A 16,668-nucleotide genomic window follows, 5' to 3' on the forward strand; every position below is an offset into this window, starting at 1 on the left:
TGTCCCGCCAGTCGACATGTCATCCCACTCGCTGAGACTTGATGGGGGTGTTCGGCTGGCTCCTGTCAATGACGACGGAGGAGACGGCTGCACCATGACATCCCTGACCGGCAGCACCGATTCCCACAGCCCCACGTCCCCGTCGCAGACCCCGAAAGCGACGCCCCTCTCCAGTGCCGTCGCCAAGATCATGCGCAGAGTCATTCCGCTGTTCGCCATCATGATGATGTGCAATCAGCTCAACCGCTCCAATATCGGCTACGCGGAAAGCCATCTCGAAGTCGATCTCGACATAGGCGCTACCGCCTACGGACTCGGAGCGGGACTCTTCTTCATCGCCTACTTCATCTTCGAAGTGCCGAGCAATCTGCTGATGAAGCGATTCGGCCCCAAAATATGGCTGTCCAGAATCTGCGTCAGCTGGGGCATCGTCTCGGCGTGCATGCTCTTCGTACAAGGGCCCACCAGCTTCTACGTTCTGCGGTTCCTTCTCGGAATGGCGGAAGCCGGTTTCGTACCCGCCGTTCTGTACTACCTGGCGACATGGCTGCCCAACGCCTACCGGGGCCGGGCCAACGCCCGGTACGCCGTCGGCGCGCTCGTGGCGTTCTCCCTCTCAGGTCCCCTGTCGGGTCCGCTGCTGGGGATGGACGGCACCCTCGGACTCCGGGGCTGGCAGTGGATGTTCCTGGTCGAAGGGGCCATGTCGGTCGCCATCGGCGTCTTCGCCTTCTTCCGTCTCGACTCCCGGATCGAGGACGCGCGCTGGCTCACCACCGACGAGAAGCGCGAACTCACCGCCGCCATCGACGCGGAGGACGCGGAGTATATGAACCGGCACGGCGATGACCGCCCGACCTTCTGGTCCGTGCTGCGTGACCCGAAGATCCTGCTGTTCGTCTTCGTCTACTTCTCGGTCCAGATGTCGATCTACGCCAACACCTTCTGGCTGCCGTCGATCGTCCGGAACATCAAGGGCACCAACGACGTCACCGTGGGCCTGCTCTCCTCCGTGCCGTGGGTCTTCGCCATGGTCGCCATGTTCCTGCTCGCCCGGATCGGAGACCGCACCGACCGGCGCAAGCCGCTGCTCATCGGAGCCCTCGTCGCCGCGGCCGTCGGCTCCTACCTCGCCGCCGTCGCCTCACCCTGGCTCGCCCTGGCGATGCTCACCATCGCCGCCATGGGCTTCAAGAGCATCAGCCCGATCTTCTGGCCCATCGTCCAGCGCACCGTCCACCCGATGGTGATCGGCGTCGCCATCGCCGTCATCAACTCGACAGCGAATCTCGGCGGGTTTGTCGCGCCCTACGGATTCGGGGTCGTCAAACAGCAGACGGGGAGCACGCAGTGGGGCCTGATCGGCCTCGCCGTATTCTCCCTCCTCGCCGCATTCGCCTCCTTTCTCATCCGTGAAAAGGAGGACGAGAACCCTGGCCTCTCCCGGAAAAAGGAATCCGCAAAGGCCGCACAGCAAGTCCCCGCACCCCAGCTGAAAAATTGATCCGGGAGGGTCCACCCATGCGTCTGAGTACCATCGTCCACGACGGCCGTCGAACGCTCGCCATCGCCGAAGGGCCCGGCGACACATGGCGCCGCGCCCCCGGCCACCTCCGCTTGGAAGACATCATCGCCGGCGCCCCCGTCCCGGCCGGCGGCGCATCGCCGACCGCCGACGAGATCGTGCCCGTACTGCCCCACCGGCCCGGCACGATCTTCGGTATCGGCCTCAACTACCTCGACACCATCACCGAGATGGGCTGGCCGCGCCCCAAGGCGCCGTATCTCTTCACCAAACTCTCCTCCAGTGCCATCGGCACCGGCGAGGCCATCGTCGTCGACGCCGCGGTCACCCGGCGCGTCGACTGGGAGACCGAACTCGCGGTCGTCATCGGCGCCGAGGCCCGCGACATCCCCGAGGACAAGGCGCTCGACGTCGTCTTCGGCTACACCGTCGCCAACGACGTATCGGCCCGTGACCTCCAAGCCGACGACGGCCAGTGGGTGCGCGGCAAGGGACTCGACACCTTCTGCCCGCTCGGCCCCGTCGTCGTCACGGCCGACGAGATCAAGGATCCGCAGGCGCTCGCCGTACGGACGTGGGTCAACGGAGCGAAGGTGCAGGACGGCACCACCGCCGACATGCTCTTCTCGGTCCGCTCGCTCATCGCCTACCTCAGCCGCTTCTTCACGCTCCGGCCCGGCGATGTGATCCTCACCGGCACCCCCTCGGGATGCGGCGACTTCATGGACCCGCCGCGCGCCCTGAGCCCCGGGGACACGGTGATGTCGGAGGTGGAGGGCATCGGCCGCCTCGTCAACCCGGTGCGGGCGGCGGGGGAGTAGGGCGCACCGGACCGGCCCACCGCCGATCCACCCTCACTCGCGTATCGAGCATCAATGCGGCAGGCATCAGCGCAGGCATCAATCCAGGCATCAATCGAGGCAACAAGGAGCACCCCATGAGCATCGCCCCCAGCGAGTCGGTCGTCTTCACGCCCTGGGCGTCCGCCCCGGGCGTGGCGACCACCGACCGTATCCAGTCGGTCCGCCTCTCCCTCGTCAATCTGCCCCTCCACGCGCCCATCAGCGACGCCAAGGTATTGACCGGCCGCCAGAAGCCGCTCACCGAAATCGCCTTCCTCTTCGCCGAGATCAGGACCGAAGGCGGCCATGAGGGTCTGGGCTTCAGCTACTCCAAGCGTGCCGGCGGACCCGCCATCTACGCCCACGCCAAGGAGATCGCCCCCGAGCTGATCGGCGAGGACCCGAGCGACACCGGCAGGCTGTGGAGCAAGCTGGTGTGGACCGGCGCGTCCATGGGACGCAGCGGTGTGGCCGTCCAGGGCATCGCGGCCCTCGACATCGCTCTGTGGGACCTCAAGGCGCGACGGGCGGGTCTGCCGCTCGCCAAACTGCTGGGCGCACACCGTGACTCGGTGGACATCTACAACACGAGCGGCGGCTATCTGTCGATGCCGATCAAGGAGGTGCTGGAGAACATCGACCTGGCCCGGGCCCGTGGCGTAGGCGGCATCAAGCTCAAGGTCGGCTCCCCGGACCCGTCGGTCGACCTCAAGCGCGTCGAGGCGGTGCGGGAACACCTCGGCGACGGCGTCCCGCTGATGGTCGACGCCAACCAGCAGTGGGACCGGATCACGGCGACCCGGGTCGGCCGTGTTCTGGAGAACTTCAACCTCACCTGGATCGAGGAACCGCTCGACGCATACGACGCCGAGGGGCACGCCGCCCTCGCGGCCACGCTCGACACCCCCATCGCCACCGGCGAGATGCTGACCAGCGTGGGCGAACACGCGGCGCTCATCGAGGCGGGATCGTCCGACTTCGTCCAGCCCGACGCGCCCCGGGTGGGCGGCATCACGCCCTTCCTGCAGATCGCGGCGCTCGCCGACCACAAGGGCCGGGCTCTCGCACCGCACTTCGTGATGGAGATCCACGTCCATCTGTCCGCGGCCTATCCGCGTACGGCGTGGGTTGAGCACTTCGAATGGCTCGAGCCGATGTTCAACGAGCGCCTTGAACTCAAGGACGGCCGCATGATCATCCCGAACCGCGCCGGACTCGGCCTCTCCCTCAGCGAGCAGGCCGCCGCATGGACCGCGGAGTCGGCGGTGTTCGGCAGCGGCGCCTGAGGAGCGCGCGGACGCAGGGCCGCCCGAGGGTCACCCCAGGGCCGTGCGGAGCGCCGTCGGGGCGTGGCCGGGGCTGGTGGCCAGCTCCTCGAACTCGGTGATGTTGTCCAGTTCGGTGCCCATCGAGACGTTGGTGACGCGTTCGAGGATGACCTCGACGACCACCGGCACCCGGTGCTCGGCCATCAGCTTCTTGGCCTCCTCCAGAGCGGGCGCGATGCGGTCGGGCTCGAAGACGCGGATGGCCTTGCACCCCAGCCCTTCGGCGACTTTGACGTGGTCGACGCCGTAGCCGCCCACCTCGGGAGCGTTGATGTTGTCGAAGGACAGCTGGACGCAGTAGTCCATGTCGAAGCCGCGCTGAGCCTGCCGGATCAGGCCGAGGTAGGCGTTGTTGACCACCACATGGAGGTAGGGAATGCGGAACTGGGCACCGACGGCCAGCTCCTCGATCATGAACTGGAAGTCGTAGTCGCCGGAGAGGGCGACGACGGTGGCGTCCGGCTCGGCTGTCGCGACCCCCAGGGCAGCCGGCACGGTCCAGCCCAGCGGCCCGGCCTGGCCGGCGTTGATCCAGTGCCGGGGACGGTAGACATGGAGCAGTTGCGCGGCCTGGATCTGGGAGAGCCCGATCGTGGAGACGTAGCGAGTATCGGGCCCGAAGGCCCTGTTCATCTCCTCGTAGACCCGCTGCGGCTTGACCGGCACCTGGTCGAAGTGGGTCCTGCGGAGCAGGGTGCCCTTGCGCTGCCGGCAGCTGTCGGCCCAGTCGCCGCGGTCCCTGAGGGCTCCGGCGGCCCTCAGCTCCCTCGCCGCCTGGACGAACAGTTCCAGCGCGGGCTTGGCGTCCGAGACGATGCCCAGGTGCGGGGCGAAGACCCGGCCGATCTGGGTGGGTTCGATGTCGACGTGGACGAAGGTGCGGCCCTGGGTGTACGTGTCGAGGCCGCCGGTGTGGCGGTTGGCCCAGCGGTTGCCGATGCCGAGGACGAAGTCGGACTCCAGAAGGGTGGCGTTGCCGTAGCGGTGCGAGGTCTGCAGACCGACCATGCCCGCCATGAGGGGGTGGTCGTCGGGGATGCTGCCCCAGCCCATCAGCGTGGGCACCACCGGCACCCCGGTCAGCTGGGCGAACTCCACCAGCAGCTCGCTCGCGTCGGCGTTGATGACCCCGCCCCCGGCGACGATCAGCGGCCGCTCGGCGGCCTGGAGCAGTGCGATGGCCTTGTCGATCTGTGCTCGGGTGGCCGACGGCTTGTACACCGGCAGCGGCTCGTATGTCTCCGGGTCGAACTCGATCTCGGCCATCTGGACGTCGATGGGCAGATCGATCAGTACCGGCCCGGGCCGACCCGAGCGCATGAGGTGGAAGGCCTGCTGGAACGCGCCGGGCACCTGGGCGGGTTCGAGAACGGTCATCGCCATCTTGGTCAGCGGCGCCGCGATCGAGGCGATGTCGACGGCCTGGAAGTCCTCCTTGTGCAGCTTGGCCACCGGCGCCTGGCCGGTGATGCACAGGATCGGGATCGAATCGGCGCTCGCCGAGTACAGCCCGGTGATCATGTCGGTGCCCGCGGGGCCGCTGGTGCCCACGCAGACCCCGATGTTCCCGGCCCTGGCGCGGGTGTAGCCCTCGGCCATGTGCGAGGCGCCCTCCACATGCCGGGCGAGGACATGGGTCAGGCCACCGTTCATACGCATCGCGGAGTAGAACGGATTGATCGCCGCACCGGGCAGGCCGAAGACATGGGTGGTGCCCTCACGCTTGAGGATCTCCACCGCCGCCTGGGCCGCGGTCATACGGGCCATGAGGATGCTCCTGTCGGTCGGTACATCGAAGTCGGTACATCGAAGTCGGTACATCGAGGTCGGTACGTCGAAGAGGCGTGGGTTGTGCCGGCGCGGGTTCAGCGCGGGCCGCGGCCGGCCAGCCGCTCGACCCCGCGCAGCAGCGCGGAGTGGTCAAGGCCGCCGTCGCCGCAGGCACGGGCCGAGGCGACCAGCTGGGCGACCACGGCGCCCACGGGCAGCGGCGCACCCACCGCGCGCGCGGCGTCGGTGACGATGCCCATGTCCTTGTGGTGCAGATCGATCCGGAAGCCGGGCTTGAAATCACGGCCCAGCACCGCGTCCCGCTTGCGGGCCAGGACGGTGGAGCCGGCGAGGCCGCCGCCGAGGACTTCCAGCGCCGCCTCCAGGTCGACTCCGGCGTTCTCCAGGAACACCACGGCCTCGGCCAGGGCCTGGAGGTGGATGGCGACCATCAGCTGGTTGGCGGCCTTGACCGTCTGTCCGGCCCCGTGCGGACCCACATGCACGATGGTGGTGCCCAGCGCTTCGAACACCGGCCCGGCGTCGGCGAAGTCGTCCGGATCGCCGCCGACCATGATGGACAGCACGCCCTCGATGGCGCCCGCCTCGCCGCCGGACACCGGGGCGTCGAGCGTACGCAGGCCCTTGTCCCGCGCGGCGGCCGCCACCTCCAGCGAGGTCTGTGGGGTGATGCTGCTCATGTCGATCAGCAGGGTGCCGGGCGCGGCGTGTTCCAGGACGCCGCCCTCGCCGAGGACGACCTCCTTCACCTGCTGATCGGCCGGGACCATGGTGATCACGACCTCGGCGTCGGACACCGCCTCGGCGATGCTGTAGGCGCCCTGGCCACCGGCCGCGACCAGGGTGTCGATGGCCTCGCGGCTGCGGTTGTATCCGGTGACGGTGTGTCCGGCCCGCACCAGGTTGGCGGCCATCGGGCCGCCCATGATGCCCAGGCCGATGAAGGCGATCTTCCGGGAAGTGGCACTCATCGTAGGTTCCTTCGTGTCATGGGTGTGCGGTCGGGGTTGTCCGGGTGGTCGGCGTTGTCTGTGTGATCGCGGGTGTCCCGATCCCGGTCAGGCGTGGCGGTCGCTGCCGCGCCGTTCGCGCGGGAGCCAGTCGAAGCTGTCCGCGCTCGGGCCCTCGGACTTGTACTCCAGGCCCGCCCAGCCGGTGTAGCCCACGGTCTGGAGGTCGGCCAGCAGCCCGTCGAGATCCAGCTCTCCCGTACCGGGCGCTCCCCGCCCCGGCGCGTCCGCGATCTGTACGTGTCCGATGCGGTCGGCGTGGGCGGCGATGACACCGGCCACGTCGTCTCCGTTGACGGCGAGGTGGTAGAGGTCGGCCAGGAGGCAGAGGTTGCGGCTGCCGGACTCGGCCGCCACCCGGTCGATGACGGCGAGCGCGTCCGTGGCGGTGCGCAGCGGATACGCGGGGGCGCCACTGACCGGCTCCACCAGGACCGTGCCGCCGATGCGCTCGACGGCCTTGGCAGCCAGCGCCAGATTCTCCACCGCGAGGTCGTCCTGCTCCGCCGGCGCGACGCCGTCGAGCCGGTTTCCGTACAGGGCGTTGAACGACCGGCAGCCCAGTTGCTCACCGATCGCCACGGTGACGTCGATGTTGTCGCGGAACTCCGCCACCCGGGCCGGCCAGGACACCAGTCCACGGTCGCCCCCGGGCATGTCCCCGGCGAAGAAGTTCAGCCCGGTCAGCCGGACACCCGCATCACGCACCGCCCGGACGAAGGCGTCGACCTCCGCATCCGTCGGCACCGCCGTCGCGTAGGGCCACCAGAACTCGATCGCGTCGAACCCGGCGGCCTTCGCGGCGGCCGGACGCTCCAGCAGCGGCAGTTCGGTGAAGAGGATCGACGCATTGACGGTGTAGGGAAGTCGGTGCTTCATCAGTTCTCCCGGCCGAGGGTCTTGAGGTACGGGCGCCAGCCGCCGAAGGCGGTGATCTCCTTGTGGATGCCCTTCTCCAGCTCGCCACGGCGAAGAACCATCGAGAAGGACGACGAACCGTCCTGGAGCCGGATGATGCCGAACTCCAGCTCAGGCGGTTCGGAGGGCAGCAGATGGTCGCGCAGCACCTCATCGGGGACGTCGTAGACCTCGCCGTCCATCGCGGTGTCGACGCCGGGGTCGGGCAGCAGCCCGGGGCAGGTGTCCCGGATCGAGAAGAAGCGGTAGCCGGAAGCGGTACGGGTCCGAGCGACGAGCGGGGCTCCGCGCAGGTGGTGATGGAAGGGGCCGCCCTCCATCGCCTGACCACTGAGGAACATGCGTGCCATGGGGATCTCCTTCGGGAGACAGGTGGCTTCTGCGATGCGGATATTATTTTCTGCATCGCGGAATAACAACCCCCCTCGGTGGCGGTGAAAACCCTTGACAGGCCCTTGAGGCGGACCTATACATCTGCCAACTGAAAAATTGTTTCCGCATGATGAAAAGCCTGCCTCGTCTCCTCTGTTGGCAAGGCATGGCCATGCGTGGCGTCCCGGCGGCACCGCGCGAGACGTGCCACCCACCCCAGACGGCCTCGCCCCATCAGCGGTGTACGGCCCGGCCCAGGAGGTTCTCGACGTGAAACCCATCCATCTGCTCGGCGTGATCCCGTTCATCGGGATCCTCGGCGGGATCTTCTTCGCGAACCGGGTGACGCCCTACGTCCTCGGTATGCCGTTCATCCTCTTCTGGCTGGTCATGTGGGTCGTGCTGATCTCGGCAACCATGGCTGTCATCTACCGTCTGGACCCGGCGAACCGGGAGGAGCAGAGCTCATGATCGCCCTTGCCGTCATCTTCGTCTTCCTCCTCGCGGCCCTGGGCCTGGGCCTGCGCGCCCGCCGCGGCAGGGACATGGATCTCGAACAGTGGTCGGTGGGCGGCCGCGGCTTCGGGACGGTCTTCGTCTTCCTGCTGCTGGCCGGCGAGATCTACACGACCTTCACCTTCCTGGGCGCCTCGGGATGGGCCTACGGCAAGGGCGCACCCGCCTACTACATCCTCTGTTACGCCTCACTGGCCTACGTCCTGTCGTACTGGCTGCTGCCGGCCGTGTGGCGCTACGCCAAGCAGCACCGGCTGATCTCGCAGTCCGACTTCTTCGTCGCCAAATACAACAGCCCGCTGCTCGGCGCGCTGGTGGCCCTCGTCGGAGTCGTCGCGATGGTGCCCTACCTCGTGCTGCAGCTGAAGGGGCTGGGGATCATCGTGTCCGTCTCCTCCGACGGCCGTATCTCCTCCCACTGGGCCATTGTGATCGGCACGGTGGCGCTGACCCTGTACGTGACCATCTCCGGCATCCACGGCTCGGCCTGGACCTCAGTGCTCAAGGACGTCGCGATCCTCGCGGTCGTGCTGATTCTGGGCATCTACCTGCCGATGCACTACTACGGCGGCGTCGGCGAGATGTTCCGGGCAGTGGACCAGGCCCACCCCAACACCCTCACCCTGCCCTCGAGCGGCATGAGCACATCGTGGTTCGCATCCACCGTGCTGCTGTCGGCGGTCGGCTTCTATATGTGGCCGCACACCTTCAGCGCCTCATACAGCGCCCAGAACGAACGAGTCTTCCGCCGCAACGCCATCTTCATGCCGCTCTACCAACTCATCCTGCTCTTCGTCTTCTTCGTCGGTTTCACCGCCATCCTGGTCGTGCCCGGCCTCAAGGGTGCCGACGCGGACCTGTCGCTGCTGCGCATCACCACCGCCACCTTCCCCTCGTGGTTCGTCGGCATCGTCGGTGGCGCCGGACTGCTCACCGCGCTGGTCCCCGGGTCCCTGCTGCTCATGACCTCCGCGACCTGCCTGGCGAAGAACGTCTACCGCCTCGCTCGGCCCCACACCAGCGATAAGCACATCGGCCGTCTCGCCCAACTGCTCGTGCCCGCCCTCGCCCTGATCGCCCTCTACTTCACCTTCAACGGGGGCAGCTCGATCGTCTCGCTGCTGCTCATGGGCTACGCACTGGTCACCCAGCTCTTCCCCGCCCTGCTGGCGAGCCTCGCGGCACGGCAGATCGTCACCAAGCAGGGAGCGGCCGCGGGCATCGTCGTCGGCGTCACCACGGTCGCCGTCGTCACCCTCTCCGGTGTCACGGTGGGCAGCCTGCTGCCGGGGCTGCCCCAGGCGGTGAAGGACCTCAACGTAGGTGTCATCGCCCTCGTCCTCAACATCGTGACGATGGCCGCCGTCTCCGCCGTCACCCGCACCGCGAGCCCGGCCACCGCCGTCCGCCTCCGGCCCGAATCCGAAGCCACGGCCGGCACCGGCTGACCCGACCCGCCCCTCGGGCCGGGACCGCGTGCGGGCGGTCCCGGCCCGGCGGCCCGTCGGCCCGCGCACCGGACGTACGGACGTACGCTGGGCGCACAGCCATGATCGGGAGAAAGATGTGACGGACAACGGCCGGGACCTGCCGAATGTGCAGCGGGCGCACTGGGAACACACCTACGCCGCCCACCCCGGCATGTACGGCCAGGAGCCCTCGGCCCCGGCCGTTCACGCGGCCACCGTCTTCCATGCGGCCGGAGCGGGCGACGTGCTGGAGCTCGGCGCCGGGCACGGCCGTGACGCGCTGTATTTCGCGCGCGAAGGCTTCGCCGTCCGGGCGACCGACTTCTCGGCCACCGGCCTGGAGCAGCTGAGCGCGGCGGCACGAGCCCAAGGTGTCGCCGAGCGGGTCACCACCTCCGTACTCGATGTCCGGGCGTCACTTCCGCTGCCGGATGCCTCGGTGGACGCGGTGTTCGCGCACATGCTGCTGTGCATGGCCCTGTCGACCGAGGAGATTCACGCGCTGGTGGGCGAGGTCCGCCGCGTCCTCCGCGCCGGCGGGGTGTTCGTGTACACCGTGCGGCACACCGGCGACGCCCATTACGGCGCCGGTGTCGTTCATGGGGACGACACCTTCGAGCACGGCGGCTTCGCGGTGCACTTCTTCTCCCGCCGCTTGGTCGACGACCTCGCGGACGGCTGGAACCTCGTCGAGGTCCACCCCTTCGAGGAAGGCGAACTCCCACGACGCCTGTGGCGGATCACCCAGGCCCTGCCACGCTGACCAGGCCCGGTGCCGGCCTGCGGCGGGGGGACCTACTGCCCTCGTGTCACGGGCCCGTCATGGGCCCGTGATGGACCCGGCGTGTTCGAATGCGTCGTCGACGAGTACGACCTGACGGCCCGCGGCGGCCAGCAGGGAGGCCGCGATCGCGGCCCGGAAGCCGCTGTGACAGTGCACCCAGATCTCGGTGTCCGGCAGGGCGGGAAGGGTGTGGGGCAGTTCGGGCAGCGGTATGTGCCGGGCGCCGGGCAGATGTCCGCGCCGCCACTCGCCGCCGTTTCTGACGTCCAGGATTTCCATCGGCCGCCCGGCCAGGGCGGCGGTCAGGGTGGTGAAGTCCGCGCGCGGGTAGGAGGTCAGCCAACGAGGGCCCGCCCATTCCAGCGGGTTTCCGGTGGCGACGGCCGCGGGATGGTCGAAGCCGATCCGCAGGAGCTCCGTCCTGACGGCCTCCAGCTGTTCGTCGTCGGTCGCCAGCAAGGTGAGCGGGGCGTCGAAGGGCACCAGCCAGCCCAGATAGGTGGCGAGGGCCCCGCACGCGTCGATGTTCACGGTGCCCCGCAGATGGGTGTGCGCGAATTCCGCTCGCGGCCGTACATCCACCACCCACTCCCCGGCCGCGACACGGTCGGCCAGCTCGGCCAGGTCGGCGGAGCGGGGTGTGCCGAGGTCGGCCAGGGGTGTCGGCCCGGTGGCATTGATCGTGGCCATCCGGCGGTAGTACGCGGGGTAGGGCTCGAGGCCGGACAGGGCACTGGAGACGAAGGCGTCCTCGTCCAGCGTGAAGACGGGATTGGTGGCACGTTCGTCGCCGATCGTCGAACGCTCGACCGCTCCGGCCGTCGCCGCCGCACAGAAGCTCCCGAAGCCATGGGTCGGCAGGACCACGGTGTCATCGGGCAGCACCTCGGCCAGATGGCGGGCCGACCGGTACTGCCGACGGGCCAGCGGCTCGGCCATCCCCGCCCCCATCAGATCGGTGCGCCCGGTCGTCCCGTACAGCACCGACCCCCCGGTGCATACGAGCCGCGGCACGCCACCGCGGAGCGCGAACGCGTACGCCAGGTGATGGTCGGTGTGCCCAGGCGTGGCGATCACCTGGATGCTCAAGTCCCCGGCCGGGATCTCGTCCCCGTCGCCCGTCCGTACGGCGTCGAAGCCCAGCTCGGGACCGGTCGGCACCACGTAGACCGCGTCCAAGTGGCGGGCCAGTTCCAGACCGCCCGTGACGTAGTCGTTGTGCACATGAGTCTCCACCACCGCGCCGAGCCGCCACGCCCGCGAGTCGAGCACGGCGGTGATCCGCTCGATGTCACGCTGAGGGTCCACCGCGACCGCGACCGTGCCATCCGAGATCAAGTAGCTGCGATTCCCCAGGCTGAGCGTGGCCAGCTGGACGACTTTCAGATCTTCGGGCAGCGTCGCCGACAGCCGCGGCTCGCCCGCCACGCCCCGACCGCCCGCCACGCCCCGACCGGCCACCTCGGCCCGGCCGGCCGCCTCGGCCCGCACCGAGGTGTCGCGCTCCGGCACGGCGGCCCCGTGGCGTCGACCGCCCGCCTCAGCCGCTGGGCTCCCGGACACTTCCGCTCCCTATTGACGTTCGACAATAGGTGATTCCAGGACAACTCTCGACGACTCGGCAGTCAACTCCGCGCGGGGCCGCTCACGCGTCGAGCCGGACGGCCTGCGGTGCGGATCATCGTCGGCCGTCAGCCAGGCGTAAGCCTTCTACACGCCGCCGGCCTCGTTGAATCGGACGATGTCATCCATCGTTTGGTGCAGTTTCAGCTCGTCCGGGTCGGAGACGATGGCCTGCCCCACGCGGCCATACGGTCCGGCCGGTGCGTCGGGCGAATATTGGATCTCGTCGAAGAGGAAGTTGCGCTCGAAGTCCTCCTGGGTCAGGTTTCCACCTTTGGAGCGACGTAGAAGTAGGTACCCGTAGAAGCGGTCCGGTGCACCGCTGTCCAGCGTTTCGGCCACTTCCTCCCCAAGTGCCAGGCTGATCTCGATATCAAAGAGATCGACACCGAATGTCAATTTGTTGACCTGGGGGGACAGTGCTCCTGGGAGGCGGATGGCGCACTCGCCGAAAGTCAGTCCTGATTCTTCCGTGAATGCTTCCAGATGGAAGACGCAATCGGGCGGGTTCAGACCGGCGAGCGCCTGCCTGGCAAGGGTCTCTGCTTGCTGGAAGAGTGCTGAATGCCGCCTTCTGTCCAGTACGTGCGCGGCCAGGACGCCGCCCTGTACGGCGCTGAGCGGTGAAATGTGGTTACGGCTGATGGATGACCACCGTAGGTCGCCGTTCTTCCAGATGCCGTCAATATAGACTTCCGAGGCGTCGATGAAGGACTCGGCGACGATCTCGACATCTGACTGGCCTGAGAACAGCTTCAGGGCCCGCGCATACTCCTCCGGCGAGCGGATGATGTTCGTACGGAGGGCGCCGGCACCGGTCGCCGGCTTGATCACAAACGTATCCCCGAGATCGTCGGCGAGATCCGTGAACGAAGTATCCCCGGACGCGTATCGGCAGCGCGCTCGCCTGATCTGAGGCGGCAACTTGCTCTTTTGTAGATACTTGTCCCGGAAGTAGAGAGTCGCCGCTGAGTCCGTATTCCCGGGGAGACTCATCTGTTGCCGCACATAGGCTGCCCCGAATACGCCCATCTCATGGACGGTCAGCACCCCTGCCACATCGTCAAGGCGAGCGGAGAGCACTGCCCGCAATATTTCCTGGGCGTTCTCCATGTCGGTGACACGCTTGAACCGTCGACCCGCCGGCGTGTTCACCGGCGCCTGCACGATATAGAAAGGATCCAAGCCTCGGCGCTGCAGCGCCTGGTCGAGACCGTCCCTATGTCCGATGACAATCATCTTCGGCATTCTTGTCTCCCCCCGTTGCGGCTGGCCAAAACCTTGAGGCGAACACCGTGGCATCATTCCATGGCGATGCGGAAATGTGGCCTGTGATGTAAGCCACAAGTTGATCTCGGTAATAAGTGGCATAGGGCCGCTTATTCCATTGCTGCATACCTGGGCGTATTCGCCCGGCCCGGCGGGGGCGGCGGATGGCGCTCCGCCGACGTACGAGGGTGACTCCGCCGGGACTCGAGCGAACCCGCACACACTGCGGTCCGGAACCAGTCATGATCCGTGACAGCAGTCCTGGAGGGCCATGCTCATTGACCGGAGCGCTCACATAGAGCTGGCGGAGGCGACGCTTCTTGCGTGTGCGGCAGGCGATTTCCGGCTGCTGGTCGCCGAGGGCGGGCCGGGGTGCGGCAAGAGCGAATTTCTGAAGCGGTTCGTGGGGATCGCGGCCGAATCCGGTGCCGTGGTCCTCGACGCGCCTGGTCTGCCCGGCGAGAGCCGCACCACACTCGGCCTCGTACGACGGCTGGCCGAGCACCCGGCGCTGCCGGCCCGGACCCGTGAGCGGCTGCGACTCGCCCCGGCACAGGACGGGCCCCGGGCGGTGGAGCGGCTGTGCGGGGCGCTGTGCGCGCTCTCCGCGTCCGCACCGCTGGTGATCGCGGTCGACGATCTGCACCACGCGGACCAGGCGTCGCTCCGGCAGCTGCTGCATATCGCCCACCACGCCCGCACGGCCAGGATCCTGCTGATCGGCACGGAGAGCCCGTACGGCATGGACCGCCCGTACGGCGGCACGGAGCGCCCGTACAGCACGCAGAGCCCGTACGGTCGGGAGCGCCCGTACGGGCGGGGCGGCGACCCGCTGCTCGGCGCCGAACTGCTGCGCCACCCCGGCTTCCGGCGCATCACACTCGACCCCCTCAGCCCCGAAGGCGTGGCCAGGCTGGCTGAAGCGCTCGGCGACCAGCCGGTGGACGGCCGCCTCCGCGCCGAGTGCTACGCACTGACCGGCGGCAATCCGCTGTTGCTGCGGGCCCTGCTGCAGGATCGGTGGGCGATGCCGGACACCGGTGGCCGGGTGCCGCGGCCCACCGCCGGGGGACCTTTCCACCAGGCTGTGGTGGCCTGCCTGGCCTGCACCGGGACGCCCATCCGGGACGTCGCCGGCGCACTGGCCGTACTCGGGCCGTCCGCCACACCCGCGCTGCTGAGCCGACTGCTCGGACTGGACACGACGGCGGTCGACCGCGCCCTCCAGGTACTGGAGCTCAGCGGATTGACGGATGGACACCGCTACCGGCACCCGGTCGTCGCCGCGGCCGCTCTGGACCATGTGGACGCGGCCGACCGGCGGTCGCTGCACGAGCGCAGCGCCCTGCTGCTGCACGAGCAGGGTGCCCGGGCCACCGAGGTCGCCGACCACCTGCTGGCCGCCCAGCCCGCGGTCCCCTCCTGGGCGGTCGCCGTGCTGCGCGACGCCGCCACCCAGGCCCTGGTCGACGACGACGCGCCCGCGGCGATCCGGTATCTGGACCTCGCCTGCCGCGCCTGCCAGGAGCCGCCCCAGCGGGCCGCGACCCGGATCGCGCTTGCCGCCGCCACCTGGCGGGTCAACCCCTCCGCCGCCGAACACCACCTCGGCGACACGCTCGCGGACCTGCACGCCGGCCCGCCGACGGGCAGTGACGCGGCCCTGCTCGTACGGCTGCTGATCAGTTGTGGCCGGCTGGAGGAGGCGGGCCGGGCACGGGCCCGGCTGCAGACGGCCGACCACCTCGGCAACGACCCCGGCAAGGACCCCGACGGCGGCCCCGGCTCGGGCACGGCCGCGGGCACGGACGCGGGCCCGGATACGGACCCGGGCGCGGTGCGGCCGTCGGTGGTGCACCCCTGCCCCTGGCCCATCGCGCCCGACGAGAGCCGGCCGCGCCCCTCGTCCGACACCGCCGCCCCCCGCGAGCCCTGGGACGAGACTCCCGGCCCCGGCGCGGCCGCCGCCGTCTGGGGCATCCCCGGCCCCGGCACCAGCGAGGCCGCCGCGGACGAGGCCGAACGGCGGCTGCGCTCCTGCCCGCTGCTGGACGGCACGCTGGCGGTGGTGGCCAACGCCGTACGGACCCTGCTACGGGCCGGCCGGACGGCCGATGCCGACGAGTGGTGCCACCGGTTGCTCAAGGAGTCGACGGCCCGACGCTCGCCCGGCTGGCGGGCGGAGTTCCTTGCCATCCTCGCCGAGATCGCCCTGCGCAAGGGCGTGCTTACGGACGCCGAGGAGTGCGCCCGGCAAGCCCTGGCCTGCCTGCCCGGCCGCGGTGGCAGCGTGCTCGTCGGAGGTCCGCTCGCCTGCCAGGTCCACGCGTACACCGCCATGGGCCGGTACGACGACGCGACCCGTGTGCTGCACCACCCGGTGCCGGGTGCGCTGTTCCAGAGCGTGTACGGCCTGGCGTATCTGCGCGCCCGAGGCCACTACCACCTGGCGACCGACCACTGCCGCGCCGCACTCGGCGACTTCCTGGCCGCCGGCCGTATGGCACAGCGCTGGGGCCTGGACCACCCCGCCGTGCTGCCCTGGCGCACCGACACCGCCCAGGCGTTCCTGCGCCTCGGCGAGCGCGCCAGGGCGGCGCGGATGATCACGGAACAGCTGTCCTGCGCCCACCTGTGGAGCGATCCGCACACCCGGGGTGTCTCGCTCAGGCTTCGGGCCCGGGTCGCCGCCGCACCGGAGCGCCCGCATCTGCTCACCCAGGCAGTCGAGGTGCTGCAGCGGTGCGGCGACCGGCTCGAACTCGCCCGTGCCCTGGCCGACTTGGGGGCCGCCTACCGGAGCGTCGGCGAGTCGGTCCGGGCCAACAACGTACGGCGCCGGGCGTGGCGGATGGCCGAGGAGTGCGGCGCCAAGGCGCTGTGCGACGCCATTCTGCCCTGGCAGGCGATGTGCGGCGGGGACCGTCCTGACCTCCCCGGACGCGACCAGGGGGCGGGGCTGAGCGAGTCGGAAATGCGCGTGGCCATCCTCGCCGCGAACGGCAATTCGAACCGTGAGATAGCGCTGCAGCTGTGCGTGACGATGAGCACGGTCGAACAGCATCTGACGCGCGTGTACCGCAAGCTGCGCATCAGCCGCCGCCAGCAACTGCCGAAGAGTCTGATCGGTCCGGTGGGGACACCGGCGACGGACCGCAGAGAGCTGTCCTCGCTCTGACGAGCCGTCCGAACACACCATCCGTGATGCCACGGAGGTCCAC

General features: G+C 69.1%; 12 protein-coding genes and 1 pseudogene. 7 read left to right on the forward strand and 6 right to left on the reverse strand.

Annotation, left to right across the window (positions count from 1 at the left end; genetic code table 11):
- Positions 1–94: 94 nt before the first annotated feature.
- From ACH4U7_RS48295 to ACH4U7_RS48305, 3 genes are all read left to right on the forward strand, one after another.
- Positions 95–1,504 (forward strand): MFS transporter, encoded by a 1,410-nt coding sequence (locus tag ACH4U7_RS48295; RefSeq protein ID WP_398534109.1) that lies wholly within the window; start codon positions 95–97, stop codon positions 1,502–1,504.
- A gap of 17 nt (positions 1,505–1,521) precedes the next feature.
- Positions 1,522–2,346 carry a fumarylacetoacetate hydrolase family protein gene (locus ACH4U7_RS48300; protein ID WP_398534110.1) on the forward strand — a complete coding sequence of 275 codons (825 nt, stop codon included), beginning with the start codon at positions 1,522–1,524 and terminating at the stop codon, positions 2,344–2,346.
- A gap of 116 nt (positions 2,347–2,462) precedes the next feature.
- A complete protein-coding gene (locus ACH4U7_RS48305; protein WP_398534111.1) occupies positions 2,463–3,653 on the forward strand; it encodes a mandelate racemase/muconate lactonizing enzyme family protein in 1,191 nt (396 codons plus the stop codon).
- A 30-nt stretch (positions 3,654–3,683) separates the two neighbouring features.
- On the opposite strand, the gene gcl is transcribed toward ACH4U7_RS48305, so the two are convergent.
- The 4 genes and pseudogenes from gcl to ACH4U7_RS48325 all read right to left on the reverse strand — a co-directional run bounded on the left by gcl (position 3,684) and on the right by ACH4U7_RS48325 (position 7,764).
- On the reverse strand, positions 3,684–5,462 hold the full coding sequence (gene gcl / locus ACH4U7_RS48310) for a glyoxylate carboligase (protein ID WP_398534112.1): 1,779 nt from the start codon (positions 5,460–5,462) through the stop codon (positions 3,684–3,686).
- A 98-nt stretch (positions 5,463–5,560) separates the two neighbouring features.
- Positions 5,561–6,460: pseudogene (locus ACH4U7_RS48315) on the reverse strand (2-hydroxy-3-oxopropionate reductase); the annotation flags it as partial.
- 84 nt (positions 6,461–6,544) lie between these two features.
- Positions 6,545–7,375, reverse strand: a complete 831-nt coding sequence (locus tag ACH4U7_RS48320; protein ID WP_398534113.1) for a hydroxypyruvate isomerase family protein — start codon at positions 7,373–7,375, stop codon at positions 6,545–6,547.
- Entirely contained in the window at positions 7,375–7,764 is a 390-nt protein-coding gene (locus ACH4U7_RS48325; protein WP_398534114.1) for a gamma-glutamylcyclotransferase, read from the reverse strand. The genes ACH4U7_RS48320 and ACH4U7_RS48325 overlap by 1 nt, the downstream gene beginning before the upstream one ends.
- A gap of 226 nt (positions 7,765–7,990) precedes the next feature.
- Here ACH4U7_RS48325 and ACH4U7_RS48330 point away from each other — a divergent pair, with 226 nt between their 5' ends.
- The 3 genes from ACH4U7_RS48330 (at position 7,991) to ACH4U7_RS48340 (ending at position 10,534) form a co-directional block, all read left to right on the forward strand.
- Positions 7,991–8,257: a DUF3311 domain-containing protein gene (locus ACH4U7_RS48330; protein ID WP_398534115.1), complete on the forward strand. Its 267-nt coding sequence runs from the start codon at positions 7,991–7,993 to the stop codon at positions 8,255–8,257.
- The gene (locus tag ACH4U7_RS48335; protein ID WP_398534116.1) at positions 8,254–9,750 is read left to right on the forward strand and encodes a sodium:solute symporter; all 1,497 of its coding nucleotides are present in this window, start codon (positions 8,254–8,256) and stop codon (positions 9,748–9,750) included. The genes ACH4U7_RS48330 and ACH4U7_RS48335 overlap by 4 nt, the downstream gene beginning before the upstream one ends.
- Before the next feature lie 118 nt (positions 9,751–9,868).
- Positions 9,869–10,534 carry a class I SAM-dependent methyltransferase gene (locus ACH4U7_RS48340; protein ID WP_398534117.1) on the forward strand — a complete coding sequence of 222 codons (666 nt, stop codon included), beginning with the start codon at positions 9,869–9,871 and terminating at the stop codon, positions 10,532–10,534.
- A 57-nt stretch (positions 10,535–10,591) separates the two neighbouring features.
- Here the strand turns inward: ACH4U7_RS48340 and ACH4U7_RS48345 are convergent, their stop codons facing one another.
- Together ACH4U7_RS48345 and ACH4U7_RS48350 are read right to left on the reverse strand one after the other, a co-directional pair.
- Positions 10,592–12,118 carry a rhodanese-like domain-containing protein gene (locus ACH4U7_RS48345; RefSeq protein WP_398534118.1) on the reverse strand — a complete coding sequence of 509 codons (1,527 nt, stop codon included), beginning with the start codon at positions 12,116–12,118 and terminating at the stop codon, positions 10,592–10,594.
- Between the two features lie 147 nt (positions 12,119–12,265).
- A complete protein-coding gene (locus ACH4U7_RS48350; protein ID WP_398534119.1) occupies positions 12,266–13,426 on the reverse strand; it encodes an acetyl-CoA carboxylase biotin carboxylase subunit family protein in 1,161 nt (386 codons plus the stop codon).
- 292 nt (positions 13,427–13,718) lie between these two features.
- Here ACH4U7_RS48350 and ACH4U7_RS48355 point away from each other — a divergent pair, with 292 nt between their 5' ends.
- Positions 13,719–16,625 carry a LuxR C-terminal-related transcriptional regulator gene (locus ACH4U7_RS48355; protein ID WP_398534120.1) on the forward strand — a complete coding sequence of 969 codons (2,907 nt, stop codon included), beginning with the start codon at positions 13,719–13,721 and terminating at the stop codon, positions 16,623–16,625.
- Positions 16,626–16,668: the final 43 nt, after the last annotated feature.

This window comes from Streptomyces sp. NPDC020845 (assembly GCF_044334165.1).
Taxonomy (GTDB): Bacteria; Actinomycetota; Actinomycetes; order Streptomycetales; family Streptomycetaceae; genus Streptomyces.